The sequence below is a fragment of the Algoriphagus aquaeductus genome (assembly GCF_003253485.1).
GTDB classification, from domain to species: Bacteria; Bacteroidota; Bacteroidia; order Cytophagales; family Cyclobacteriaceae; genus Algoriphagus; species Algoriphagus aquaeductus.
The window spans coordinates 140,132-166,984 of the sequence record NZ_QKTX01000010.1 but is presented as its reverse complement, the minus strand read 5'-3'; the positions used below and the strand labels follow the sequence as shown (position 1 = coordinate 166,984).

Below are 26,853 nucleotides of genomic sequence, written 5' to 3'. Positions count from 1 at the left end.
CAAAACCAATAGTTTACCCAACAAATACAGATATCCAACAATGTATCACTTGAAAATAAAGCGATACTCCAAAAAAAGCATTTGACTTAAGTTATTTTCTGGCCGTCAGGAAGGAACCAAGGTCCCTGATTTTTGATTAAGCTTGTATCCAAAATTCATCGATTTCATGCAAGCACCCATTGCTCCCAAGAAACCTCAACTTTTAGAAACCCACGGACATCAGCGACAAGACCCATACTACTGGATGAATGACCGGGAAAATCCTGAAGTAATCCGGTACCTCCAGGCTGAAAATGATTACCTCAAGGAGAAAATGAAACCTACGGAGAGCTTCCAGCAATCTCTTTTCGAAGAAATGAAAAGAAGAATCAAGGAGGAAGACCAAAGCGTACCCTACTTTAAATCGGGTTACCATTGGTTTGTCCGATATGAAAAAGGCCAAGAGTACCCGATTTATTGCCGGAAGTTGGGCAGTATGGAGGCCGAAGAAGAAGTAATTCTGAATGTCAATACCCTTGCTCAAGGCAAATCCTACTATCAAGTGGGGGGAACCTCCACCACTCCCAATCAAAAAATTCTTGCCTTTGCTGCGGATGAAGTGGGGAGAAGGATCTATACCATTTATTTCAAAAACCTCGAGAATGGGGAAATTTTCGAGGAAAGCATCCCTGAGATAACCGGAAACTTTGTCTGGGCAGCCGACAATCAAACCCTTTTTTACTCCAAACAGGATCCGGACACGCTTCGGTCCTATCGGATTTTCAAACATATCCTCGGAAGCCCGGTGGCTCAGGATGTGTTGGTCTATGAGGAAACCGACGAGGAATTCAGCTGCGTAGTCCACAAGACCAAGTCCGAAAAATACATTCTTATTCACTCCGAAAGCACGATATCCTCGGAAGTCCGATTTATCGATGCCCAGATTCCTGATTCGGATTTCACTTTACTTCAAAAGCAAATTCCCAACTTGGAGTATGCGGCAGATCATTACGGAGATGATTTTTACATCCGTACCAATGACCAGGCGCAAAACTTTAAATTGGTCAAGGCGCCGATTTCCACGCCGGGAAAAGAAAATTGGGTGGATGTGATACCCCATCGTCCAGACGTCCTCTTAGAGGATTTTGATTTGTTTTCCTCTTACCTGGTTACCCAAGAGCGCTCTCAAGGACTTACCCAAATCCAAATCAAACCTTGGGAAGGTGAGGGACATAAATTGCAATTCGACGACGAAACCTACACTGCATGGATCAGTACCAATCCGGAATTTGAAACCGACTGGTTACGATTTGGATATAATTCGCTGACCACCCCCAGTTCGGTAGTTGACTACCACATGCTCAGCCGAGAAAAAACCCTGCTTAAGCAACAAGAGGTGGTTGGAGGCTATGATCCCGGAGAATTTCATTCAGAAAGAATCTGGGCCAAAGCTCATGATGACACTTTGGTTCCGATCTCCTTGGTGTACAAAAAGGCCCTTTTCACCAAAAATGGAAAAAATCCGCTTCTACTCTACTCCTACGGATCGTATGGCTACAGCATGGATGCCTATTTCTCCTCCAATCGGCTCAGCCTTTTGAATCGGGGTTTTGTGTTTGCCATCGCACATATCCGAGGGGGTGAGGATATGGGCCGTCATTGGTATGAAGAGGGTAAAATGCTTAAAAAGAAGAACACCTTTACGGATTTCATTTCCTGTGCAGAACACCTGATCGCTCAGAACTATACTTCTCCTCCACATCTCTATGCAATGGGAGGCAGTGCTGGAGGACTCCTGATGGGAGCTGTCATCAATATGAAACCCGAGCTCTTCAAGGGAGTCATTGCCAATGTGCCTTTCGTAGACGTAGTCACCACCATGCTCGATGAAAGCATCCCACTCACAACCGGTGAGTTTCAAGAATGGGGAAATCCCAAACATCAGGAATACTACGAATACATGCTTTCTTATTCTCCCTATGACAATGTGGAAGCAAAAGAGTACCCCAACCTCCTGGTCACTTCAGGACTTCATGATTCCCAAGTCCAGTATTGGGAACCTACCAAATGGGTGGCCAAACTCCGAGACCTGAAAACCGACTCCAACCTGCTCCTATTATATACCAATATGGAAGCGGGTCACGGGGGAGCCTCAGGCAGATTCAATGCGCTGAAAGAATTGGCTTTGGAATATGCCTTTTTGCTAATGCTGGAAGGAAAGTTGATTTGAAAAAATTGATTTCAAAATCTTCAGAACATACCTGCTCAGGTCGAGTTGATTGATAAGCTGAGACAAACAGTTTATTGACAATAAAATCCCGTCAAGAAGCGGAAAAGCAAAATTTCCCTAACTTTGGCGCCAAACCTATTAATTCCAATGCATGAGATCGGCCCTGATCGAAGACCCAGCGGATGAACATTTACCAACAGGTATTTTCTTGCCTGCGCCCAACTTCACCCTTTGCCTTCCCCTTCAGGATTGACCTCAAAAACCCTACACCAAACAGATGAAAATCGCCTTGATCGCCCATGATGGTAAAAAAGCCGACATGGTTCACTTTTTAAGCGGATTCCGGGAGGCATTGCACCGAGCCGATATAGATCTGGTAGCTACCGGCACCACCGGTTCCCATATCGAAAGAGCGGGATTCAAAGTAGACCGACTCCTGTCGGGACCTTTGGGTGGTGATGCGCAAATCGCCGCTATGGCTGCTGAAAAAAAACTAACAGCTGTCATTTTTTTCAGAGACCCTCTGGATAAACATCCCCACGAACCGGATGTCCAAATGCTGATGCGGATATGTGATGTTCACAATATCCCTTTGGCCACCAATCCTGCTTCGGCAGAACTTATGTTTAAAGCCTTGACCCAAACCTATGGAACCTAAGAATATCAAAAAAATCGGTGTCCTCACCTCAGGTGGAGATGCACCCGGAATGAACGCGGCGATTCGGGCTGCTGTTCGGGCCGGTTTTTATTATGGACTGGAAATGTACGGGATCTACCGAGGATATGAGGGAATGATCCAAAATGACATCAAAAAACTCGACTCCAAAAATATCACCCATGTCTTGGAGCGTGGTGGTACCTTTCTGAAATCAGCCCGAAGTGAAGAATTCAGAACACCCGAAGGCCGAAAGAAAGCCTACGACAACTTGATGAGTCATGGAATCGACGCCTTGGTAGTCATCGGTGGAGATGGCTCTTTGACCGGTGCACATCTTTTTTATCAGGAGTATGGCATTCCGGCAATCGGTCTTCCCGGTACGATTGACAATGACCTTTCCGGCACCGACTTGACCATCGGATTTGACACGGCATGCAATACCGCGATCGAAGCGATTGACAAAATCCGCGACACGGCCACTTCTCATGACCGACTGTTTTTTGTGGAAGTGATGGGCAGAGATGCCGGATTTATCGCGATCAATGCAGGCATTGGAAGTGCCGCAGCGGCAATCCTTATTCCTGAGCGAAAGACTCCAGCCGAAACTTTGGTTGAAAAACTGAAAACCCGAACCAAAGCCAAGAAATCCTCCAACATCGTGATCGTAGCAGAAGGAGGAAAAAGTGGCTCGGCACAGGAAATCGCGGATAAAGTCAAAAAACATCTCCCCTATTACGACATCAAAGTCACCATCTTGGGCCACTTGCAGCGGGGCGGAGCCCCTACTTCCTTTGACCGACTGCTCGCCTCCAAGTTGGGAGTAGCTGCCGTGGAAGGACTCATGCAGGGCAAATACGATGTGATGGCAGGGATGATCAACAACAAGGTGGTCTACACCCCAATCGTCAAAGCCATCGTCGATGACAAAGAAGTAGATGACGAAGACCTGAGAATTGCCAATATTCTATCCACCTGATCCAATAAAAAAAGAGGCGCGAAGCCTCTTTTTTTATTTTCTTCAAAACCACTTTGCTCAATGGCTTAGTGACAATAGTAGACACAGGAAATCAACTCAGTGAATTTCTGAGATCGCTGAGGCCTTGCCACAAGGATTTTCCGGTCTCGGATTTGGCCATGCCTAGGCCGGTGATCAGAATCTCCAAATGTTCCAATTCGGCCTTTCTATCAGAAGGACTACCTGCTTTTTCCCAAACCTTCAAAAATGCCTCTTTCAGTTCATTCCAGGACTTTTCTTTGGGCTTACTTTCAAGACAGACTTTTGAAAGGGCAATGGAAGCCTCCGTGGCGATATCCCAATAATCCTTCTTTTCTTTGGGCTTGGAGTCCAGATGCTTTTCAAGGTCTTGAATTAGCCGGGCGAAATTCAGTTTGGACTTTCCTTCGGTGACTACTTTTTCATTCGTGATGATTTCAATGATTTTACCCAGTTGTACGGTGTTGTTGATAGGATAAGCTACCTTGAAGGAAGAGATTCGGGCTGCTTCATAATAGGCGTTTGCAGCCTTCCTAAGTACCGAAACAAACTCCTCCTGGTCTGCGGCCTTGAGTACCATCAGCTTTCGTTTGTAGGCACTGCCCAGCAGGCTCAGGCGTTCGGACGTAGCTCCGATTGATTTGAGACTTTCCAGCCTATCGATGGTTTGAGTGATCGCTTCGATCGCTTTGGACTGCTTTTTACCGTCTTTAAAAAATTCTTCCACCCAAAACTTGCAAGAGATATTACAATACTGCTCGATGGCCCTCAGGGAAAATCCTGCCTTTTCCAAATTGAAAAGCTTTTGATAATACTCGATCGCCTGGCCATAATCTCCCAATTTATTGTACACCTCGGCCTGGTATTCCAGGATCTTTTCGCTGAATAGATTGGATTGTTTGATGGCATCTTCGAGTATTTCTAAGGTCTTTCTCGCATCCTCCAGCGATATACTTTTGGATTCGAGGGCATAGATCATATTGAAAAGCTCCAATTCGACTTCTTCGAGTAGGTAAAATTTCTGACCCTGTCTTACTGTGGAGTTCAACCCTTCCAGTTTGAAAAAAGGATCCCCATAGCATTGATACGCTCCCCAAGTATTGGTTCTCCCCTTGTATCGCTCATAGATCAGTTTTCTGGCAGACTTGGTGGCTTCTCCAAAGGCCACTCCACTGAGCAGGCACTCGTAAAATTTCTCACAAAAATCAGCCGCCGCTGCGTCATCGATCGCCCACCCGGCAACGATCACGGCCTTCACGCCGATCTCAATCAGCTGTGTACCGATATTGGCGGCCAGTCGGTTTCGATTTTGGTTTTCCTCTTCGGCTTTTCCATCCATCTGACCCAAGTAGCAGCAATTGACGAAGACAAACTCCGGCACTTTGCTCATCTGAGCGATATCGCTCGTGGTCAGAAAATTCCCGTTTCCGATGACCATGCCACTTGGTTTGCCTTCTTCCCTGCTGAAGACCCCGTGACCTGCGAGATGGATAATCTTATAATTCTGGGTAAAAAGCTTGAGAATAATGTCCGGAGGAGAGCTTTTGATCAGGCTTTGAGTCTCAAAACCATACCCCTTCAATTTATCAGTGACCAATCCGGCCTCCTTTTCTGCTCCCTTGAGTTGAGGCATAAACCCTTTCAAATCGGGGTCACCCACGACCAGGGCTTTTCGTTCAGTCACATTGGCCACCGTCCTCCTGAAATCCATGGTGGCCAGCTGCCGGACCATCCCCGAGTGAATGCAAAGCGGCAGGCCATTCAGGTCTTCCTGCAGCATTTCCCATGGCAAATTGGCCGTGTGCTTGTCCAATACCCAGGTAATGTTGGTTTGCCGCTTGAGATCTTCCTTAAAGCCAAAAGGAATCAGCAGCTCAAACATCAACTTGGCAATCTCCGGCTCATACAGGTTCCTGTGGGTCATTTGCTCGAGGAGCGTCTCGATGTTTTTGATGTTTGCCTTGAGTGGCAATTCCTTTTCTTTGGCCCCACTCGTGGCGATAGCCATCAAGATCTCTTTTCCGATTTCCTTTTCCCCACAGGTTTGGGTTTCCTCCGTGACTTTGATTCTCGTCCACCAATCAGCCGTGTTGTCAAAAGGAATTCGGGATCGTCTCCCAACTTTTTTGGTGAGGGAAAGATTAGGCACACTGATATTGAACTCCCTGCTGTCATCCTGCTCGAGATTTTTTACCGTTCGAAGGATTCCCAATGCCCGGTCATGAAACAACTCAATGATTTCGATCTCTTCGATGACCCTGACCCGACCTTTATAGGTCGTCCTGATTTTACGGTTGGCATCCTGTATGCCCAAAATGATGGACCGAATGGAGCTTTCATTTGAAAAACCACCGAAAGAATTGGCCAAGGCAATCACTGAAATTCCCATCACCTCCTTATCCTCCGGCTTGAGTTCTTCAGGTTCTTTACCCGAATCCGCTTCCAACGGCTCCCGCACATTCCGAATGGTCAGGTACCTACTGATCCCTTTTGACACGGTCACCATTAACTGATAAGGGGTCAGTTCTCCCGGTACCCCCATCCCGACGACTACAGTTCCTTTGAAACTTTTATCCGAATTGGATACATCTTTGGACATGACTATTTGATGCGTACCCACCGGTCCAGGATATAATCCCAAACTCAGCAACCTCGAAAGTTCCCCTTTCAGCTTGCGATCAATGACTTTTTCGGTAGTCAGAATGGAATCAAACTCAAAATGCCCCGCCAACACCGGATAATCGGCATAGCTCAGATCCCCATGGCTTACCTTGACATGTATCGGAGTTTCATGTGGGATCGGATCTTCATCGGTCCCTAAACCAAGCAGGGTATTCATGGTATTTTCCTCAGTGAGATCGAAAATCTCCTCTTCCTTTGCCACAAAATCCTTCTCGTCTCCTCGGGCTTTGGGAAGCGAATTTTGCAGGCGTGCTGTCTGACCTTGGGTTAAGATGTCCTCGATCGCACCGAAGATTTTCTTTTCAGTAGAAAGTCCTCCATGGGTGACATTGGCATAGTAAAAATGATTGCGCTCCAGGATTCCTTTGGGAATTCCACTTTCCCAGGTCACACTCTCATCCCCTTGATGGGTGGCATAAAACACCAGCCGTCCATCCTTAATCTCCAAATCCGAAATCGTGCTGTTTTTGCTACGGCTTTGGCCGGCGATGTAGAAAATGTTATCGTAGTTGATCTCTTTTTCCTGCGTTAGGATTTTCTTTTGATACTCCCCGAAATGCCGCAAATCCTTTTCTGTCGGAATCGGCCAGGAATCGTCTCCGGAGGCTTTTCTGAGTTTTTCCCAAAATCCACGATCCGAGAAATCATGCTTTCCGGATTTGTTGATCGGTAGCAGCGCCAAGATGCCCGGAAAATTCACAAATACACTCAGGAGGTCTTTGGGAGAATTTCGGATGTCAATCTTAGCCAATAGCTTGATGATCCCATCTTTCCCAAACAAAACGTAGGGAATGCGGTAAGATCCTCCCAAGGGAGATCCTAGAAACAGAATTTTAAAACCGGGAAGGGCATTCAATTTCTGATACGTTTCGGGATGGTACAGGATAAAATCCCGGGTGAGTACTCCTCCCATGCTGTGTCCGACCATTTTGATCGGTTGATTATAGGCAAGGAGTTCTTTGATCTTCAGATTGAGCAGAGCTGCATTTCCTTCCATCTGGAGTCTCCAATCAAAGGGAAAAGCGACCACATCATAGGTTTTGCTCAGGTATTCCCCCAAATTTTTGTAGGAAGTTTTGATCAGGGAATCCGCCTCGATGCCATCCTGATCGGAAGGCTTCAACAGGCTCAAATGGCCTTTTAAAAACCGTAAGTAATTGATCCACAATAGCCGATCCGAATCTGTCTTAGCTCTTTTGTCTTTCAGGTTCGATCCCATGATGCCGGGCAAAAGGATCAAAATAGGGCGCTTACCACTGACCTCAGTACCGACATATCTTCCGCCTTCCACACCCAAAACTCCCCGCTGTCCCGAGCGCAGAAAAGTAATGCCATCGGTTCTGCTTTGCCCGGAAAACTCCTCCAGTTTACCCAAAAGCCCGGTTTGAATGGTCTTCCGGACTCGCTCCGTGTGAAAATAAGTGATGTGGTCAATCTTGCCTGTTTCTTCCAGATAGAGAAAAACATTGCCCTCCTTTCTCTTGGCCCCAAACTCCATACTCGCCGTATCCACCACCAAATCATTTTTTCCTCTGAAGAAAAACTTACCCGCCAAGACGGCCAGGCTTTTGAAAGTCACGCTCAACTCACTGCTGCCGGCAATAACGATCAGTTTGGAGTCAAGTTCTTTTGCTGTTCCACGAAAATTCAACACCCGAATGAAAGGAGACTCCGGATTCATAGACTCCAGTCCGGGAAGTACGGTGACGTCGTCTTTGGTCTCCACTGCCGCAAGGACGAGCTCTTTCATCGAAAGAAACACGGGATTGGTCGCACCTCCCACGGCCACTCCCAAAAGATTGATGACCACATTGAGAAACATATCCAGTCTCTTGGAAGCCAAGGTGGTCCCGTTTGCCGGGCAGGCCACCCGGACAATCCGATCTACTTTAAGGGTTTTGCGCTGAAGGACTTGGGTGATCTTTTGGATCGTCTCCAAATCTGCCTCCCGATCATTCTTTTCAAAAACGACCATTTCCTCATCGTCAAAACCATCCGCATGGTCGGCAAATCGTGCCAATAGATCCCCCACCAGCCCACCTCGGGAATGTGTGATCAAATCCAGCGTCAATCCGGAAGGAAGGGACTCCAGTGCTGCCAGGACATTTTGCAAAGGACTGCACGTCAAAGTCCGGTGCTGAAGGGCCAGTATATTGGATTCTCCATATGCATCGACCAATTTCCTCCACTCCTCGGTCCCCTTCATCTCTCCAAAGGAACCTATGGAAGAAGAGCCTGTACCATGAATCAGCAAGAGGCATTTTTTGGAAGGATCAATTCTGGAAAAATCCGCCTCTGCCAAATCAAAGCTTTCGGAAACTGACAGGACCACTGATGGGCCATATTTTTCGAAGGACTTATCGCCAAATTTCAGCCCGGAATTCTCTGCTTTCTGCGCAAGCAAACCCACACCGGGACGGATGAGCTTGTTTTTGACGAAGACTTTTGCGGCTTTGATAGCCACCTTCTGAACCAGGCTTCGGTCCTGTTCATCTGTTTGGATTTCACCGGATAGGTATATTTCCTCTCCTGTCGCCCCTCTTTTGAGTTCCTTGGAAAAAATCTGACGGATGGAATCGCTGTCCCCGAGCCAGAAGGAATTGTCCTCGAAGTCCAACTGTAAAATTTCCTCCTCCTTCAATTCCAGCAATTGTTCGGGAACATCGCTCCGCGTGGCATTGGCTACGCTGAAAGTCTTGCTGACCTCGAAATAGCTGAGGCCCTTATCTTCCTGTTGAAAAACCTCTTTGGGCAATTCATGACCCCTTAATCTGATTTTGATACTTGACATAGGATATACCGGGTTTAAAAATGAGCTTCAATCAAAAATCCGAGCAATCTGCAAGGGGCTTAAAAAGTCTTTCCTTGGAGGGATTGCCCTGCTAATCCAATGAATAGCAAGGAAATAAAGCTAAATACTAATCTAAAGGAAAGCAAACTGAAAAATCAAAGAATTGACCGAATTCCCGACTTCTTCATACAGTTTAAATTGAAGGACTCTGTCGCCTTTTAAACTGTCTAATTTTTGGGGAAGCTTACGATCTCATTTTAGGGACTATTCCTGCATGCTCAAAACAAAATTGCTTGATCAACTCAAGTCTTCCAATTAGGTCATATTTAAAAGACAATTCTGAAAAGGGATTATTGAATTTCGCCTTTTCATTTGGACCATCGTAGCATTTTTGTATGATATGCAAAAAGCAAATGACACCCACATTCTAATTCATTATTACAAATCAAAATAGTAAGGAATTATGGTTTTTTTCAAGTCAATGTAGACTCTTCAAGCTGCTAAACTTGATCAAATTACTTTGACAACCCAAAACCGTGCGGCGTCAGCACGTAAATCACTGACTTCATTCCCATGAAAAAGGTCAAGCTCAATCTAAAAACCATTTGGCTCGGAGGATTAGTGTTCCTGATCCCAGTGCTCTGCTTTTCTCAATTTTCCCCGAACTTCCAAAGTGCAGGTTCTTCAGGGAAAGGCAATGCGGAAATCACGCCATACTATGCGAATATAGGGACAGGCTATGAGGGAGAAAGAGCCCAGGTATTCGACAATTTCGGATTTCAATTAGGCGTGGGGATCTCAGATCGTACTGAAATCAGGGCCAAATATGACAGATTTTCTGTCCATGAATTTGAAGGCGGAATGAACCTGCTGATGGTTGGTCCGAAGTTTTCGACTGAGTCAGGGAAGTTTGCCGTATTCATTCCCATAGGATCCAACTTTGAAAAAGATAGGGATGCAACCTGGATGACTGAGCCCACCTTCATTTTTTCTCCGGCTCTGGGAGAAAAAATCCATCTCAATCTATCACCTGGTTTCCTGATTCCGCTTTCAAGTGATGCTGGCTTAGATGAAACTTTCCTCAAACTAAATCTTGGATTAGCCTTTCAACTCAAAGGCGGATGGATCATCAGACCTGAGGGAGGCTTGATGTATTTCCTGCAAGAAATTGGAGATGGTCATTTCTACAATTTTGGACTAGGAGTATCCAAATTACTTGCCTCAAAATAATCAAAAAATGCGGCCTCTATTTGGATTTTCGTCTCATAGAGGCCGCATGAAGATTTTATTTTTTCAAAAAAACCACACTCGAATTCCCTTCAAGATTCAACTTTCCGGATTCCAGTTTTATTGTTCCTAGTTTAAATAGTTCTTTTTCAAATTCAGCTGGAACATCAACTTCTACCGATTCTGAACCCACATTATGAACTACAAACGCCTCTTGATCGGCACTTTTTCGTCCAAAAGCCATGACGGACTTTGGAAATTTATTTTCTAAAATTTCAAGCGAACCGGTAGCCAAAGCAGGATAGGAATTCCTGAGTTTGATCAGCGCTTTGTAGTGATTGAAATAGCTGTTCGGGTCCTTTCGCTGAGCCTCAAGTGGAGTCACGGTGGCATCGGTGCTGTATTTGGCTTCGATCCAAGTAGCTCTTCCTTTGTCATTCTCCTTTACATCCCAAATGAACGGTTCACGGATATGCTCATCCGGCTTGAGCCCAAGCATCCCGATTTCTTCTCCATAGTACAGGTACGGTGCTCCGGGCATGGTCAAAAGGATGGCACTGGCCTGCTTGTATTTAGCAGGATCTTCCTTCAGATCGTTCAAAAGGCGCGGTTGATCATGATTCGAAGAAAAAGTCGCATCGATAAAGTTGGGCGTAATGCCTTGGTAAAAGTCCAATACCTCTTTTTGCTTTTGTAGGAGCAATTGCCCATCGCCTGAATTCAGGGATTCGATCAGTGTATAATGAAAATCAAAATTGAACAAAGCCGGAAGTCCGGGCAGGTAAGGGGCCACGATTTCCTTTTTATCATAAACCTCTCCTACCAAGTACACATCGGGTTTGATAGCTTCCATCTTGGCACGGAATTCCTTCCAAAAAGCATGATTGTCCAATGGTCGATCATCCGGAAAAATATGCTTGGCTGCATCCAATCGAAACCCGTCCACGCCCACTTCCTCCAGCCAAAACCGTCCGATTTCATAGATCTCCTCCCTCACTTTGGGGCTGTCAAAGTTCAGATCGGGCATGCCTCCCCAGAAAAAGCCGTAGTAGAAATCTTCCCCCTGTCCCGGGTCATGCCACTGCCGGATATTATCCGAATCGAGAGTGATTACTTTTTTGTCCAGAAAGGCTGCGATCGTATCCTTTTGAGCCCACACGTAATAATCCCGAAACTCACTGTCCCGACCGGATTTGGATGCCTGAAACCAAGGGTGCTCCGTAGAAGTGTGATTGATAATCATGTCAATCACGATCTTGATGTCCCGCTTGTGGGCTTCTTCGAGGAGTTTTTTGAAATCCTCCATCGTGCCATAGTCCGGATGCACCGCCTTGTAGTCGGTCACATCGTACTTGTGGTAGGTCGGCGAAGGCATGATGGGCATAAACCAGATCGCATTGGCACCGAGCTCTTGGATGTAGTCCAGCTTTTCGGTCACCCCGTTGAAGTCTCCGATTCCATCACCATTTGAATCGTTGAATGATTGTACAAAAATCTCATAGGTGACCCCAGCTTTCGGCCAGTGGTTTTTGACTTCGGGAGTAGGTTCGGACTGGCAGGAAGCCAAAATTGACAGGGTTGCCAAAGTACTTGCGATCAGGGTTTTGTTCATGTTTATTCTGGGAAAAGAAAAAGTCACCTGAATCAAGTGACTTTTCCATTGGAAATAGGTAATGGTATTAGTTTCTGTTTACCGCATTGAGCATGTCAAAGGCCAATTCCAATCGTTTTACAAATTGTTCTTCGCCTTTTCTCAACCACACGCGCGGATCGTAATATTTCTTATTTGGACTGTCCGGACCTTCCGGATTGCCCAATTGGCTCTGAAGGTATCCTTCGTTTTTCTTGTAGTAGTTTAGAATGCCTTCCCACATCGCCCACTGCATGTCGGTATCGATGTTCATCTTGATCGAACCGTAGCTGTTTGCCTCACGAATTTCCTCCACTGAAGAACCGGAGCCACCATGGAACACAAAGTTCAAGGGCTTGCCAGTCGTGCCGTGCTTCTTGTTGATGAAGTCTTGGGAGTTTTTCAAAATGATCGGCTTCAAGCTCACGTTTCCCGGCTTGTACACCCCGTGCACGTTGCCAAAAGCAGCCGCGATGGTAAATAAGTCACTGATTCCCTTCAGGTGCTCATAGGCATAAGCCACTTCCTCAGGCTGGGTATAAAGCTTGGATGAATCCACGTCTGAATTGTCCACGCCGTCTTCCTCCCCACCGGTCACACCGAGTTCGATCTCGATCGCCATATCCAGCTTGGCAAATTCGGTGAAATACTTCGCAGAAATCTCGATATTCTCATGAAGCGGCTCTTCGGAAAGGTCGAGCATGTGAGAGCTAAACAACGGTCGTTTGTAGGCTGCATGGTAGGCTTTTCCAGCCTCAAGCAAGCCATCAATCCAAGGAAGCAATTTCAAGGCGGCGTGGTCGGTGTGCAAAATCACCGGAACCCCATAGGCCTCTGCCATCTGATGCACATGGTGTGCACCGGAAATACCACCGGCGATAGAGGCCTGTTGCTTATCATTGGGTAGGCTTTTTCCTGCAAAAAACTGGGCACCACCGTTTGAGAATTGAATAATGACAGGAGAGTTTACTTTTTTGGCAGTTTCCAATACCGCATTTACCGAATTGGTACCGATCACATTCACTGCCGGAAAAGCGAATTCATTTTCCTTTGCATACGCATAAAGGTCTCTGAGCTCTTCCCCGTACTTTACTCCAGGTTTAAATTTCATAGTTTGAGTTAGGTTTGGTTATTTCTTAATAAAGCGCTGATGCAGCACCCGCTTGTTGTCAAACGCCTCAAAGATATAAATCCCTGCCTGAATTCCACTTAGATCAAATCCTAAAATCTGGTCGGCTGTCCTGCCCTGTCCGTCAAAAATCAATCTTCCGGACATATCGATCACCCGGTAATGTGCCTCTTCCATTCCTTTGGGCAGCTCCACAGTCAGAGAATGCGTGGCAGGGTTGGGATAGACTTTGAATTCCCCTTCCGTAATTGGTTCCGGGATGGAAGTGATAAAATCCTCCTGCAGGATTCCCTTTTCCGGTGTCGGTAATTTTTTGCTCGTAAGGAGCACCAGTTCGTTTGGCCTGAAACTCAAGGAAAGACTACTACCTGACACGGTTATTTCTTCCCCGGTAAAGTAATTGTACCATTTTCCCGGTTTGGGAAAAGGAACCGTCACTGCTGCTGCTGTACTTAATCCAAAATTACCATGAATCACCACATCGAGATCAGGGTGCTCCAAGATGATGGATTTGACGGTAGCGCTGAGATTCAAGGTAGTTTTATCCGGATTATTGAATACCGCATGCTCTTTTTTCAGCTTGATCATCTCCTGATAGAGCTTAAACAGACGCTGCCGTTGGGGATTATCCAGGTAGTTCCATCGGGTAGGTTTGATCCCCAGTCGGTCGTTGTTGAGCTCGGCATCATAGCCAAACTCTCCAAACTGCCAGATCATTTTAGGTCCGGGAATTCCAAAATAGAAGGCAGTCAAAAGCTGATTGCGGTTGACGGCATTCTCCAAAGCTTTGAGATTGATAGGAGAAATAGCCCCAAAATTGAGCGTTTCCCACATGACCCGTTCCTCATCATGGGACTCCATGTAGGCAATCAGGCCATTTTTGGTCCAGTTTCTGGTTTTGAAATATGCATAGTCAAAATTCTTGCTTTGACCCTTGGCCATTTCCCGGAAATCAAAATTGATATTTCCCCAAAGCATCATCCCATAGTCCGCCAATTCTTTTTCTTCATCATTGGCTGAGAGGTGTTCCAAAATGACATAGGCTTCGGGATGGTTGGCTTTGATGCGATCGTAGATATGCTTCCAGATTTTGATCCGGCTGGGATCATACTGTGACCAGAAATTGACATTGTCCCCAGAATTGACCTGGGTAAATCCTTTGGAAAGGTCAAACCGGAAGCCATCGACCTTGTATTCTGTCAACCAATAATTATTGACCGAATCGACAAAAGCCTGCGTGTATTTGCTTTCGTGGTTGAAGTCATAGCCCACATTGAAGGGATGCTTGGCCACCCGGTTAAACCAGGGATTGTCTTCGGTCGGAGCCCCATAATCCCCATCGTTGTAGAGTCTGACCATGGGATTTTGTCCAAACGCATGGTTGAGCACCATGTCCAAGATCACCACCATTCCTTTACCGTGCGCCTCATCGATCAGGCGCTTCAGATCGTTTTTGGTACCGTAATATTTGTCCGGAGCGAAGAAGAAAGACGGATTGTATCCCCAGGAAAGATTGCCTTCAAATTCCCCCACCGGCATGAGTTCAATGGCATTGATGCCCAGGCTTTTCAGATAGTCCAATCGGTCGATCACGGCCTGATACGTTCTTTTTTCATCAAAATCCCTGACCAAAAGTTCATAAACTACCAGTTCTTCCGGCTTGGGTCGGGTGTAGGTCAGGTTTTTCCAGGGGTAGGCAGTTTGTGCAGTTTGAAGGTAAGTCGCCTGAAACTCTGTCTTTCCGGATGGATAAGGTTTCAATCCGGGATATCGGTTTTGGGTAATGATTTCCTGATCGTTGAAAGGATCGGAGGTTTTGTCGGCATAGGGATCTCCGATTCGGATGGTCCCATCGACCAAGTATTGAAAAATGTATTCCTGCTGAGGAGTGAGTCCGGAGATTCTTAACCAAAAAATCTCTTTATCCGGAGTCCTTTTCATTTGGTATTCGGGCAAAACTTTCCAGTCATTGAAATCTCCGATGACGTGAGCGATGCTTTTTTGGGGTGCCTGAAGCGCCAAAATCACTTCAGTGTCCGTGAGATAGTTGATCCCAAGTTTGACACCTGTCGGTAAGGGGGCGGTCTCCGAAGGCCCAAAAACAACAAGGGAGAGGGACTGAGTGTCTTCCACATCGCCTTTGATGGCTTTGGCCACGAGTGTAAAATTACCGGACTGAGTTGCGGTGAAATTATAGGAAATAGCTTGGGCGTTTTTTGCCTCGGCAACTATTTCCCCATCCAATTCAAAACTCAAATCGGCAGCTTCTGTGGCGGCGGCTTTAAATTCGAAACGTTCTCCTACCTCTAAGGAAACCGATCCGGTGCCCTGAGGTGCGGTAAACGACACATCAAAGCCTTGGGCCAAGTCTACAAAAAAGTCTGAATTGGTGCTGGTTTTTCCTTCTTTGCTCCCGTCGGCATTCCTGAAGACCATTCCCAAACGATAGATGGTCAGGTTATTGGGGTTGTTGAAAAAAGAATTGGGAGTAAGCTCAAACGTGTAAATATTGGGTTGGCCCGTCACTCGGGTCATTTTTGCCGATGAGTTGGCCGTCCCCCATTGAAAAGGCACAATAGTCCAAGTGGTCGATGCGGGACCTCCGGTGACCGCTCCAATGTGGATATACACATCACAGTTGCAATCCTTCAGCCCGGTAGTCCCTTTGGAAGCATCATAGATAATCTTCACTGACCCGCTAGCAAGCGGAATGGCCGGTTCGGTGGTAACCTGGGCAATAGTGCGGGTAACGGTAAAAAACCCAAAAACCAGGATTAGGAAAAACAGTGACTTTTTAATCATCGGACGGAATTTAAAGGAACAACCGGATTTGGTATTCTTCCCAAAGCCCGGTTGTTCATGAATGTGAAAGGGTTGTCTTCGGATTAATTTTTCACCAGCGTGTACGTTGCGATTCCTTCTGGGCCAAAGTACAAGGTAATGGTGTAATTACCTGCCGAGGCCACCGCAATATTATCCCCTCCTGAGGTAAGGGTACCATTGCTTCCACCATAATTGTTATCCCAATTGTTGTTCGCTCTGAATTTAAACTCTCCAGCTTTCAGATCCGTGGTGATTTTCAAGGAATGGGTGGCCTTGTCATAGGCATTCATTGGCGTATCTGCATCCCATCCACCGGCAGTTGCACTTCCCACGATTCCCCAACGCTTCACATCAGAAATGGTGTAGGTCTTGGCCGTAAGGTCCACATTGAGTTCATAGGTACCATCAGCGGCTACTTTGATGTTGTCACCATCTCGCTGCAGAGTTTTGTCTGCTCCGGTATCTCCGTAGTTGACGTCCCAGTTTGGACCTTCGGTCAATTTGAATTCTCTGGATCCCCCGATGATGTGAACGAAGCCTTTGAACTTATTATCGAAATTCTCTGCATAAAGCACTGTCAACGGATTGGTAGGGTCCCAGCCTTGATAATCTCCCGGCACATACATTACCGGAAAGTCCACTGCTGCATCATAGGGAGTGATTTTCAGGGTTAGTGTCTTACCGTAAATCGGGTCCATCGGTTGGTCAAACGTGGCTTTCACCCGAAATTCGACATTGGCCACTTCGCCAAAAGCTAAACCTTTGGCCAAAAGTGCTTCGTTGAGTTCGGCCACATTGACCTCTATAAAATTGGAATCTGAGTCACCAAATGCTACTGCGTCTTCAAAATTGGCACCTGGAAGATCCATTTCCAATTGGTAACGAGAGGTTCCTTGTGTTCCAAAATCTGCAGCAGTCAGCGTAAACTCCAATACTTCATCTTCAGCGCCCTCTTTAATTAGGACAATTTCAGTTCCTTCCACCGGGTTAGAAATATCTGACCCGGTCTGAGGGATAATCGGTGGCATTTCATAATTGTCACAAGCAAAGAGCGCTGGAATCATGACCGCGACCCATCCGATTCGGTTAAATACTTTCATAGATTTTGAGTTTGATTGATTAATTGAACTACTTGAAATAATTATATTTTTTATCGTTTAGATCAAAAATCTCTTTAGAACTTGACCAAAAGACGAGGAGGGATATAATCATTCGAAGAATAACATACTACCGGAAAAAGCACTTCGCAAGCCCAAAGCAGGGTCTTAAAAAGAAATTTTTAATGCAGACGTTTGCGGGAACGTTTGCATACTAAAACTTTTTCCGACCACTGATCCATTAATTTCAACAGCTTGGAAAAATTCATCTTATTTACTTCCCCAATCCATGGAGGAAGGAATACATTTCCTCTTATATTGAAATCTGGGAATAGTATAATTTTAATGAAGCTCGAACAATCCACTATCAAAGACATCGCCAGGGAGCTCAACGTCTCCTCCTCTACGGTTTCCAGAGCCCTGAAAGACTATCCCGGAATCAGTGATGAGACCAAGCGGAAAGTCAAGGAAATGGCAAAAAAATTGAACTATCGCCCCAATGCGATTGCCCTGTCCTTGCGAAAAAGTAGATCCTTTACGATTGGGGTCATTATCCCGGAAGTCGTTCATTTCTTTTTCTCCACCGTAATCAGCGGGATCGAAGAGGTGGCATTTGCAAGGGGCTACAATGTCATCCTTACCCAAACCAATGAAAAATTGGCCCGAGAAAAATCCAGCATCGATACCATGCTTTCTAATCAGATTGATGGATTTTTGGTGAGCTTCTCCAAAGAAACCACTGATTTCGAGCATTTTTCATCTTTGCTTGACAAAGGGTATCCCATCGTCTTTTTCGATCGGGTGCCAGATATTCCCGGAGCCATCCACGTGATTGTGGATGATTACTCGGGAGCCTATGAAGCTACCAAACACCTGATTCTTCAGGGATATTCCCGGATTGTTCATTTGGCAGGACCTTCCAACCTGAAAATTTCCCAGGAGCGGATCCGTGGATATGAAAATGCCTTGAGAGACTTCGGAATGGAAGTCAATCCGGATTACATTGTGGAAAGCCGAACCGATGGGGAAGCGCAAAAAATCACCTCCCATCTCCTGAACACCCTTTCTCCTGTTCCAGATGCGTTTTTTGGAAACAATGACATGGCAGCAGTAGGCGCCATGATGGCTTGCAAGGCCGCCGGATACCGAATTCCCGATCAGATTGGAATTGTGGGTTTCAGCAATTGGCAATTTTGTTCGATGATTGATCCCAGCCTATCCTCGGTAGCGCAGCCTGGGTTCCGCATCGGGGCCAAAGCCACGGATATTCTATTGGATTTGATCGAACAAAAAATCAACAGGAATGAATTCGAAAACTCAGTGGTATTGGAAACCGAACTTCTGGTTAGAAAATCCTCAGTTAGGTTAGAAAAAAATTGATTTTTTTTCCAAATCCGCCCCCATGAACTGCAAACGATTGAATAGGGCAAATTTTTAAAATTAAAGGGTTTTGATTTTTCAATCTGAAGAAAACGCGTCTATCGAGTCAGAAAACCCGATTTTTATCCTTCACTTTCGTTTCTAATTTAGCGAGGTCCCAAAGGGACTTAATGAATTGACGAATGAAAAACAGCAGCCCGGATTCTCGCATTTCCAAAAATTCCACCCGCCATCAATCCATCGGCGAAATTCTGGAATGGAAATCCAACCGCTCCGGATTGGAGGGAAAAAGTGAACACGGTACTTTTCGGATCACAGTCTATCAGGATGGAGTCATCCGGGTACAGGTCAGTCGGTATGACGAATTTGAAACCAACCCCTACGCTGTCATTGCCGCTCCTGAACCGACCCCATTTGAACTTACTGAGGCGGGCAATTCCCTTTGCCTTTCGACTTCCTTGATCCAACTTGAGATTGATCTCACTTCTTTCTGCCTTTCTTTCTTTGATCACCATGGAAAACTGCTCAATCAGGATGATTCCTTGGGGATTTCCTGGATAGGTACAGAAGTCACAGCTTACAAGCAGGTTCAAAAAAATGAGAAATTTATTGGTTTAGGAGAGAAAACCGGAAATCTGAATCGATTCGGCAAAGCCTACACCAACTGGAACACCGATTACTTCGCCTATGGAGTTGGCGATGACCCGCTCTATATGAGTATTCCGTTTTATTTGGGCACGCATGACCAGGGTTCTTACGGGATATTTTTTGACAACACCCACAAAACAGTTTTCAATTTTGGAGCTTCGACCAATCGCTTTGTGTATTTCAGCGCTGAGGATGGAGATATGGATTATTACTTTTTTCATCAACCCACTGTAGCCGAGATCATTTCCTCCTATACCTGGCTGACGGGTCGCATGCAAATGCCGCCCAAATGGGCTTTGGGCTTTCAACAGTGTCGGTATTCCTATTATCCAGAATCGGAAGTCTATGCGGTAGCCCAAGGATTCCGCGACAAAAAAATGCCGGCAGATGTCATCTATCTCGACATTCATCACATGGAGGGGTATAAGGTTTTCACGTTTGACGGAGAAAAATTCCCTGATCCCAAGGCCATGATCGCCCGGCTCAAGGAGAAAGGTTTTAAGGTAGTGGTCATCATGGACCCGGGTATCAAAACCCAAAAAGGATATGTTCCTTACGAGGAAGGGTTGGAAAATGGTCTTTTTGTCAATTATCCTGACGGAAAAACCTATGAGGCGCAGGTTTGGCCGGGCTGGTGCGCCTTCCCTGATTTCACGAAGCCGGAAACCAGATCCTGGTGGGCGGAGAAAATGGCCTTCTACACCGAGGCAGGCGTAGATGGGTTTTGGACAGACATGAACGAGCCGGCCTCCTGGGGGCAATTTACACCCAATCTGATCGAGTTTGACTACGAAGGCGAAGGAGCGTCCCACCGTAAGGCCCGAAATATCTACGGAATGCAAATGGCCCGAAGTGCGCAGGAAGGCTCTGCTTTCCAAAATCCGGGAAAAAGGCCTTTTGTCCTCACCCGGTCCGGATTTGCGGGTATCCAACGGTACGCAGCCGCTTGGACAGGAGACAATGTCGCTTCTGAAGAACACATGATGGCGGGTATCCGATTGGTCAACAGTCTGGGATTGAGTGGTGTATCCTTCGCAGGATATGATGTGGGTGGATTTGCGGGTGAAGCCAGCAAGAGCCTCTTTGCCCGTTGGATGAGCATCGGAGCCTTTGCGCCTTTCTACCGCGCCCACTCCATGATCAACAGCAATGATGCCGAGCCTTGGGCATTTGGAGAGGAAGTTGAGGAGATCAGCCGAAACTATATGAAGCTGAGGTATAGACTTTTGCCTACCATTTACAGCAAGTTTTACTCCAGCACCAATACGGGGCTTCCGATCTCCGCCTCTTTGGCAGTGGATTACCCACAGGACGATATGATCTACCAAAGCGCCTTCCAAAATGAATACCTGTTTTGCGATGCTTTCTTGGTAGCGCCAGTGGAAAGCTATAAGGAAATCACCAAAGTCTACCTGCCTCAGGGAGAGTGGTATTACCTCTTTTCCGATCAAAAACATCAAGGAAATCAGGTCATTTACCAAGATTCGCCATTGAATTATCTGCCTGTCTACGTCAAGGCCGGACAGGTATTTGCCATGCAATCTGATATTGAACACACCGGGGCTACGCATGATGGAATATTGAGACTACATGTCTATCGGGGAAAAACAGGCGCTGAGTTTGTGTTTTACGAGGATGCAGGTGAGGGTTTGGAATATCTTCAGGAGGAATATTTCCAAAGGTCCATTCACTATAAGCCTGAGTCAGAATCCTTGATTCTTGAAAAATCCACCGGCAAGCGCTCCAGTCAATACCAGAAATTGAGAATCTATTTCCATGGATTTGAGCTGAAAACTGTTGATGTAAATGGGAAATCCCATGCTGTACAGCATGCAGATGATGCATTTTTGGAGAAACTCACAGAGTTTGATCCTTTGCCAGAACACCATCATCCATATTTCGAAATCAAGAATTTGCCCTATCTTGAATTACCCCATACCGGAGAGGAATGGGTGATTACCCATCTTTTCTAAGTTAACCTACCCTTTTCCCCACCCTACCCAAAATGACCCAAGAAAAAAAACGATTGAGCTTCTGGCAGATCTGGAACATGAGTTTCGGATTTCTGGGAATTCAATTTGGATTTGCCCTGCAGGGCGGGTTCATGTCCAGAATATTTCAGACGCTCGGAGCAGACAAAGATGCTATTCCCTTTTTGTGGATTGCAGCGCCTCTGACTGGTTTACTTGTTCAGCCCATTGTGGGGTATCTCAGTGATCGAACATGGCATCCCAAGTATGGAAGAAGAAAACCCTTCTTTTTTATCGGTGCTGTTTTGAGTACGGTCGCTCTTTTTTTTGCGCCTTATTCTTCGGCACTCTGGATGGCTGCCGGCGCCCTGTGGATTTTGGATGCCTCGATCAATATTTCCATGGAGCCATTCCGGGCTTTGGTTGCGGACAAGCTCCCGGATTCCCAGCGCTCCTATGGATTTGTAGTTCAAACGCTCATCATCGGGATTGGCACTTGGGTCGCTTCCAATCTTCCCTGGATGATGACCCAGCTGGGGGTACCTAATACAGCAGTGGAAGGGGTTGTTCCGGATTCTGTCAAATATGCTTTTGGTATTGGAGCCTTGGTCCTTTTCGCTTCCATTTTGTACACCATCCTTACCACAGACGAGTACCCTCCTGAGGATATGGAGGAATTTGAGAGGGAAAAAGCCGCCAAAAAGGGCATTTTCAGTGGGCTTGAGGAGATTTTTCGCAATATATCCACGATGCCTCCGGTAATGAAAAAACTGGGGCTGGTTCAGTTCTTTTCCTGGTTTGCCTTTTTTACGATGTGGAGTTTTGCTACCCCGGCAATCACTGAGCATATTTTCGGGGCCACCGATACCACTTCAGAAGCCTACAACAATGCCGCCGACAGTGTAGGCAATTACCTGGGTACCTATGGTTTGGTTTCAATGTTTTATGCTTTGATCCTTTCCTTTATCGCTTCCAAAATCCAAATCAACCGAAAGCTTCTTCACCTGGTCAGTCTGATAGCCGGTGGCATAGGATTTATCCTGATCTATTACATCACTGAGCCTTGGATGCTTCATTTGTGCTTTTCATTGGTCGGTATCGCTTGGGCAAGCATCCTTTCCATGCCCTATGCCATGCTTTCGGGTTCGGTCGAGCCCAAAAAAATGGGCGTATACATGGGCATTTTCAACATGTTTATCGTGATTCCCCAGATAATTGCTGCTTTGGGAGGGGTAAATTTCCTATACAAACTCCTCTTCGGTGAAGCGGTAATCAATACCATGCTCTTGGCCGGCACCTTGTTGATTTTGGCGGGATTGTCCAATCTGTTGATCACCGATCGAAAAGCCACTCACGACTGATTTATTATCCTTCCTACCAAAAGCCGGGGCATTTCAGCTTCGGCTTTTTACTTTTGCATCAAATCCTCCCACATGAAATGCCCATGAGAAAATGCTTCTCACACAGGGGAATGATTATCTGGGGCATTCCATCTGGCCATTAAAAATCAAATTATAAACAGATGAAAACCCTCCGAGTAACCGGTGTACCCGAGCATTTCAATTATCCATTCCGACTACTTTTTGAGCGGCAGCCTTTTCTGGATCAAGGGCTTCGGATCGAGTGGAAAGAAGAATCGCGTGGTTCCGGTCAAATGAATCTGGACCTTCGAACCGGAGATACAGATATTGCAATCCTGTTAACAGAAAGTTTTTTGAAAGATTTTGAAAGGGGAAATCCTTCAAAAATGATCGGTTTTCACGTCACCTCACCTTTGATTTGGGGCATCCATGTGGGTGCAGACAGCAATATCCACTCTCTTTCAGACCTTAGGGAGAAAAAAATACTGGTAAGTCGTATGGGTTCAGGTTCCCATTTGATGGCCATGGTGCTGGCAAAAAGAGAAAGCTGGAATCCCGGGGAGCTGATCTATGACCTCGTGGGAAACATGGAAGGTGCCGAAAAAGCCATGAAAGAGGGAAGCCAGGGTATTTTCCTTTGGGAAAAATTCACCACAGCCCCCATGGTGGAAAAAGGCAGCATGAGACGGATCGGTGAGATTCCAAGTCCGTGGCCCTGCTTTGTCATGGTCGCAACATCCAAGGCCTTGGAAGAATTTGGGACCATTATTTTCCAGGTGAGAGATTGGATTTATTCCCTGATTCAGGATTTTGGGGATCCATCCCAATTGGCAAATTCGATTGCTCAAAACTATGGTCTCCCTTTCTCAGACATCACAACCTGGCTATCCCAAACTCAGTGGTGTACCGAAGCGGTGGTCTATAGAGATGAACTTGAAAGGGTCATGGCCACCATGGTGGATCTAAAACTACTGTCCCGAATTTTAGACCTTGACGACTTTTTGGCTTTGGACGGACTCGTGGTGAAAAGTGGAAGAGGAACGGGGTAATCTGATGCAGAACTTGGTGCCATGACCGAGGTTGCTTTCAATGGATACTTCTCCATTATTTTTTCTTACAAAATCTTTAACCAACTGCAGCCCCAAACCGGACCCTTTTTCTTTTTGGGTTCCGAGACGGGATTTGGTCAGGGTATAAGAGTCCTTCAACAGGGAATCAATCTGCTCTTGGTTCATCCCAACTCCCTGATCCAAAACACAAAGTTGAACCCAATCCGGATAGGTTTCGGAATAAATCGTCACCGCGTCCCCAAAATTGGAAAATTTGGCAGCATTGTTTAGAATGTTCCGAATGACTACTTCGACCAGGTTGGGATCTGCATATACCTCTGCTCTAGATTCCATCTGATTGAAAACCGTGAGATTTTTCTCCTTAAAGTAGGAGTCAAGCAGCGATAGCGAATGCTCCACGGATGTTCTCAAATCAAAATGGGAAGGATGTATTTTAAATCCTTCCATCTGAGCCATCGACCATTGGAGCGTATTGTTCAAGGTAAAATTGACCGAGTCGACGTCCTTTTTCAGAGCCTCCAGCAGTTCGTCAAATTCGGATCTCTCAAGTTGCCCGCCCAGCATCAGATCGATGACTGATTTCACCTGACCCACGGGACCGCGAAGATCATGACCCAGAATGGAAAACAATTTGTTTTTGGTTTCATTGATCGTAAGCAGTTCACCGGACTGCTTTTCCAATACCTGATTTTGTTCCTCTATCTTTTTCTTTTGAAGAAGAAGTTCCTGATTGGATTTTCTAAAACTCTTGTACAGGAAAAACAATCTGACTCCCAATCCTGCAATCACCGCAAAACCCAAGGCAAAGAAGATATTGTAAAGCCTAGAGGCACTCAACCGGTAAGCCTGAATTTCATTTTGGGCTTTGAGGAGTTCCAGCTCTGACATTTGAAGGTTTTCCTCAAACATCCCCTGCAAAAGCGTGAGTCGGTCCCTATTCGATTTATTGACCAGAGAATCATTCAAAATCTGAAAACTTACCAAATGGGAATAGGCCTGCTCGATATTGCCTTCTTTTTCAAAAACCTGAGCAAGGTACTTGTGGCTTTTGGACAATTCATCCAAAAATCCATTCTCCTCACAAAGTTCAATCGAATAGGTCAATATCTCTTTGGCCTCTTTAAGGTCGCCATTCAGCAGGTAGGCGTTTCCAAGCCGGTGGAGCACCCCGGCTTCAAAGGACTTGATTCCCTGTGCTCTGGCCAATTGGAGCGATTGATTATAGATTGCCTGAGCGGTATCGTAATTCCCCTTGGAAAGGTATACATCCCCGATGACGCGATGCGCGAAAGAGGTGAGGTAAGGAGACCCTGCATCCTCGTTCAGCTGAAGTGAGCGCTTCGCTTAGGCCAAGGCCGAATCCTGTTGTCCGATTTGGGAAAAATTTAATGCCACGTTATTAAGACTTCGGATACGGGTCGCAAGATCATTGACCTCTGTAGCCAGCCGATACCCATTTTTAAACTGCTCAATGGCTTTGGGGTAATTGGTCTGTTCGTAATAAAGTGCTCCCATGTTATTCATCAACCGGGCAGCCTGAAGTTTATCTTCTGCCTTCAGCGAGAGGTGATAGGCCTCACTGGAATATTCAAAGGATTTTTGCCACTGTCCTTGACGGTAATAAATCCAGCCGATGTTCTCCAATGCCCGGCTTCGGGCAGAAAGATCATCCAACTGTACAGCCAAGGAATCGGCCTCCTTCGAAAAATCAAAAGCAGATTTTTGATCACTTTCCCGGAGAGCTGTGCCCAATTGGTTCAGGAGGGACAATCGGTCTTTACCGGTTTTTCCATTCAGGGCAAGCAACAGGCTGTCTGCGTCCGTTCCTTGCGCCATAGCGGGGAACCAACTGGTAATTAGACAAAAAACTAATACTAAATGATAAATCGGGCGAGCCACAGTGATGCTTTTTTTAGCAGACGTTCTGCAAAATAAGTATAATAAAATTATTCTTCGACTCGGGAATCTGTCAAATTTCATCGAAATAAATGATATAAAGTCTGCAGTTGTCAAGATTTGTTTCTGGAGAGAATCAGGGAAACAAGGAGTGTTTTTGAAATATTGACAGCGATCACGGAGGATTTGCTAACGAGAAAATCATTGGCTGCATCTACGAAACTCCCCTACAGAGTGGATTTTAAAAAATAGCAAAACGCCAAACTAGGCAGCTTCTTCAAGAACTGAAATCTCGGGGAGAATGGGAAAAATAATCGGCTGAGAAGCGGAACCAACAGATCGCCGTACCGAAGTTGGGGCATCAGCCTCTGCCCTAAAAAAATTTGGAATTGGGTCTAGGCTAAAAAATAAAGAACAATTTCGATGGTGCGGCTGGTAGGAATTGGCACGCACAAAAGAAATTGCCCTTGTTAAAAGTTAGGGATTTATAAGACTGGGCTCAGTTATCCGAGTTTTTCCCAATCCCAATCTTTATTGATCTGGGATATCGCATGATATGCCGTCAAATCGTATTGGCAAGGAACAATGGAAATGTAATTATTGGCAATGGCCCATTCGTCGTTGTCCTCACCTTTGTCAAAATTGACAAAATTGCCGGCCATCCAAAAGTATTTTCGACCGGTAGGATCATACCGTTCTGCAAATTCTTCCTGCCATTTGGCATCCGCTTGACGGCAAATTTTTATCCCTTTAATGGGTTCATTTCTTTTGGGAGGAAAGTTGACATTCAAGGCTACACCCTTAGCGATTCCGTTTTCCAACACCTGCCTGGCAATTTTTTCCACCCACTCTTCTACATGGGAAAAATCCGCTTTGGAAGAAAAGTCGCAAAGGCTAAATCCAATCGAAGGATAGCCTTCCAAAGCCCCTTCAATCGCAGCTGACATGGTGCCTGAGTACAATACAGAGATCGAAGTATTGGAGCCGTGATTGATCCCGCTGACGACCAAGTCCGGGGTGCGGTCTTTTAGAACATAATGTTTGGCTAGCTTCACACAATCTGCGGGGGTCCCGCTGGATTTGAATGCCAACACATCTTCAAAAATATCCTCTTCATACAGTCTGAGCGTCTCTCCGATCGTGATGGCATGGCCCATACCGGACTGCGGACTATCAGGTGCGACGACGACTACATCGCCCAGCTTTTTCATCACGGAAACCAGCACACGGATTCCTTTGGAGGTAATTCCATCGTCATTGGAGACGAGGATCAATGGTCTTGGCATGG

The 26,853-nt window shown here is 46.0% G+C and carries 16 protein-coding genes and 1 pseudogene; 8 read left to right on the top strand and 9 right to left on the bottom strand.

The genetic code is table 11. The annotated features are described in order from the left end of the window. Window positions 1-166 precede the first annotated feature (166 nt). From CLV31_RS14345 to pfkA, 3 genes are all read left to right on the top strand, one after another. The gene (locus CLV31_RS14345; RefSeq protein ID WP_111393588.1) at window positions 167-2,209 is read left to right on the top strand and encodes a S9 family peptidase; all 2,043 of its coding nucleotides are present in this window, start codon (window positions 167-169) and stop codon (window positions 2,207-2,209) included. A 277-nt stretch (window positions 2,210-2,486) separates the two neighbouring features. Further along, window positions 2,487-2,867: a methylglyoxal synthase gene (locus CLV31_RS14340; RefSeq protein ID WP_111393587.1), complete on the top strand. Its 381-nt coding sequence runs from the start codon at window positions 2,487-2,489 to the stop codon at window positions 2,865-2,867. After that, window positions 2,857-3,843 (top strand): 6-phosphofructokinase, encoded by a 987-nt coding sequence (pfkA, locus tag CLV31_RS14335; RefSeq protein ID WP_111393586.1) that lies wholly within the window; start codon window positions 2,857-2,859, stop codon window positions 3,841-3,843. Before CLV31_RS14340 ends, pfkA begins: the two co-directional genes overlap by 11 nt. A gap of 91 nt (window positions 3,844-3,934) precedes the next feature. On the opposite strand, the gene CLV31_RS14330 is transcribed toward pfkA, so the two are convergent. Next, on the bottom strand, window positions 3,935-9,334 hold the full coding sequence (locus CLV31_RS14330) for a DUF7379 domain-containing protein (protein ID WP_111393585.1): 5,400 nt from the start codon (window positions 9,332-9,334) through the stop codon (window positions 3,935-3,937). Window positions 9,335-9,907: 573 nt separating this feature from the next. Between CLV31_RS14330 and CLV31_RS14320 the strand changes: the two genes are divergently transcribed. Then, complete coding sequence (locus CLV31_RS14320; RefSeq protein WP_111393583.1) at window positions 9,908-10,564, top strand: hypothetical protein; 657 nt, start codon at window positions 9,908-9,910, stop codon at window positions 10,562-10,564. A 55-nt stretch (window positions 10,565-10,619) separates the two neighbouring features. Here CLV31_RS14320 and CLV31_RS14315 read toward each other — a convergent pair whose 3' ends face one another. The 4 genes from CLV31_RS14315 to CLV31_RS14300 form a co-directional block, all read right to left on the bottom strand. Next, window positions 10,620-12,173 carry an alpha-amylase family glycosyl hydrolase gene (locus tag CLV31_RS14315; RefSeq protein ID WP_111393582.1) on the bottom strand — a complete coding sequence of 518 codons (1,554 nt, stop codon included), beginning with the start codon at window positions 12,171-12,173 and terminating at the stop codon, window positions 10,620-10,622. Window positions 12,174-12,240: 67 nt separating this feature from the next. Next, window positions 12,241-13,302: a class II fructose-bisphosphate aldolase gene (fbaA, locus tag CLV31_RS14310; protein WP_111393581.1), complete on the bottom strand. Its 1,062-nt coding sequence runs from the start codon at window positions 13,300-13,302 to the stop codon at window positions 12,241-12,243. Window positions 13,303-13,320: 18 nt separating this feature from the next. Next, window positions 13,321-16,122, bottom strand: coding sequence for an alpha-amylase family glycosyl hydrolase (locus CLV31_RS14305; protein ID WP_111393580.1), 2,802 nt, complete (start codon window positions 16,120-16,122; stop codon window positions 13,321-13,323). Window positions 16,123-16,205: 83 nt separating this feature from the next. Beyond that, complete coding sequence (locus tag CLV31_RS14300; RefSeq protein ID WP_111393579.1) at window positions 16,206-17,243, bottom strand: SusE domain-containing protein; 1,038 nt, start codon at window positions 17,241-17,243, stop codon at window positions 16,206-16,208. A 342-nt stretch (window positions 17,244-17,585) separates the two neighbouring features. Here CLV31_RS14300 and CLV31_RS14295 point away from each other — a divergent pair, with 342 nt between their 5' ends. The 4 genes from CLV31_RS14295 (at window position 17,586) to CLV31_RS14280 (ending at window position 23,648) form a co-directional block, all read left to right on the top strand. Further along, the gene (locus CLV31_RS14295; RefSeq protein ID WP_111393578.1) at window positions 17,586-18,620 is read left to right on the top strand and encodes a LacI family DNA-binding transcriptional regulator; all 1,035 of its coding nucleotides are present in this window, start codon (window positions 17,586-17,588) and stop codon (window positions 18,618-18,620) included. A gap of 182 nt (window positions 18,621-18,802) precedes the next feature. Continuing rightward, a complete protein-coding gene (locus CLV31_RS14290) occupies window positions 18,803-21,241 on the top strand; it encodes a glycoside hydrolase family 31 protein (protein ID WP_111393577.1) in 2,439 nt (812 codons plus the stop codon). 32 nt (window positions 21,242-21,273) lie between these two features. Continuing rightward, entirely contained in the window at window positions 21,274-22,599 is a 1,326-nt protein-coding gene (locus tag CLV31_RS14285; RefSeq protein WP_245943407.1) for an MFS transporter, read from the top strand. Window positions 22,600-22,760: 161 nt separating this feature from the next. Beyond that, a complete protein-coding gene (locus tag CLV31_RS14280; RefSeq protein ID WP_111393576.1) occupies window positions 22,761-23,648 on the top strand; it encodes an ABC transporter substrate-binding protein in 888 nt (295 codons plus the stop codon). On the opposite strand, the gene CLV31_RS14275 is transcribed toward CLV31_RS14280, so the two are convergent. The 4 genes and pseudogenes from CLV31_RS14275 to surE form a co-directional block, all read right to left on the bottom strand. Beyond that, window positions 23,583-24,875, bottom strand: a complete 1,293-nt coding sequence (locus CLV31_RS14275; RefSeq protein WP_111393575.1) for a sensor histidine kinase — start codon at window positions 24,873-24,875, stop codon at window positions 23,583-23,585. The genes CLV31_RS14280 and CLV31_RS14275 overlap by 66 nt on opposite strands. Beyond that, a pseudogene (locus tag CLV31_RS22290) lies at window positions 24,876-24,944 on the bottom strand (hypothetical protein); the annotation flags it as partial. 69 nt (window positions 24,945-25,013) lie between these two features. Further along, window positions 25,014-25,505, bottom strand: coding sequence for a tetratricopeptide repeat protein (locus CLV31_RS14270; protein ID WP_181452640.1), 492 nt, complete (start codon window positions 25,503-25,505; stop codon window positions 25,014-25,016). 563 nt (window positions 25,506-26,068) lie between these two features. After that, entirely contained in the window at window positions 26,069-26,851 is a 783-nt protein-coding gene (gene surE, locus CLV31_RS14265) for a 5'/3'-nucleotidase SurE (protein ID WP_111393573.1), read from the bottom strand. Window positions 26,852-26,853 lie beyond the last annotated feature (2 nt).

Bases quoted from the DNA above. Each gene is read 5' to 3' on its own strand.
- CLV31_RS14345 (WP_111393588.1), top strand. From the start codon at position 167: ATGCAAGCACCCATTGCTCCCAAGAAACCTCAACTTTTAGAAACCCAC.
- CLV31_RS14340 (WP_111393587.1), top strand. From the start codon at position 2,487: ATGAAAATCGCCTTGATCGCCCATGATGGTAAAAAAGCCGACATGGTT.
- pfkA (WP_111393586.1), top strand. From the start codon at position 2,857: ATGGAACCTAAGAATATCAAAAAAATCGGTGTCCTCACCTCAGGTGGA.
- CLV31_RS14330 (WP_111393585.1), bottom strand. From the start codon at position 9,334: ATGTCAAGTATCAAAATCAGATTAAGGGGTCATGAATTGCCCAAAGAG.
- CLV31_RS14320 (WP_111393583.1), top strand. From the start codon at position 9,908: ATGAAAAAGGTCAAGCTCAATCTAAAAACCATTTGGCTCGGAGGATTA.
- CLV31_RS14315 (WP_111393582.1), bottom strand. From the start codon at position 12,173: ATGAACAAAACCCTGATCGCAAGTACTTTGGCAACCCTGTCAATTTTG.
- fbaA (WP_111393581.1), bottom strand. From the start codon at position 13,302: ATGAAATTTAAACCTGGAGTAAAGTACGGGGAAGAGCTCAGAGACCTT.
- CLV31_RS14305 (WP_111393580.1), bottom strand. From the start codon at position 16,122: ATGATTAAAAAGTCACTGTTTTTCCTAATCCTGGTTTTTGGGTTTTTT.
- CLV31_RS14300 (WP_111393579.1), bottom strand. From the start codon at position 17,243: ATGAAAGTATTTAACCGAATCGGATGGGTCGCGGTCATGATTCCAGCG.
- CLV31_RS14295 (WP_111393578.1), top strand. From the start codon at position 17,586: ATGAAGCTCGAACAATCCACTATCAAAGACATCGCCAGGGAGCTCAAC.
- CLV31_RS14290 (WP_111393577.1), top strand. From the start codon at position 18,803: ATGAAAAACAGCAGCCCGGATTCTCGCATTTCCAAAAATTCCACCCGC.
- CLV31_RS14285 (WP_245943407.1), top strand. From the start codon at position 21,274: ATGACCCAAGAAAAAAAACGATTGAGCTTCTGGCAGATCTGGAACATG.
- CLV31_RS14280 (WP_111393576.1), top strand. From the start codon at position 22,761: ATGAAAACCCTCCGAGTAACCGGTGTACCCGAGCATTTCAATTATCCA.
- CLV31_RS14270 (WP_181452640.1), bottom strand. From the start codon at position 25,505: ATGGCGCAAGGAACGGACGCAGACAGCCTGTTGCTTGCCCTGAATGGA.
- surE (WP_111393573.1), bottom strand. From the start codon at position 26,851: ATGCCAAGACCATTGATCCTCGTCTCCAATGACGATGGAATTACCTCC.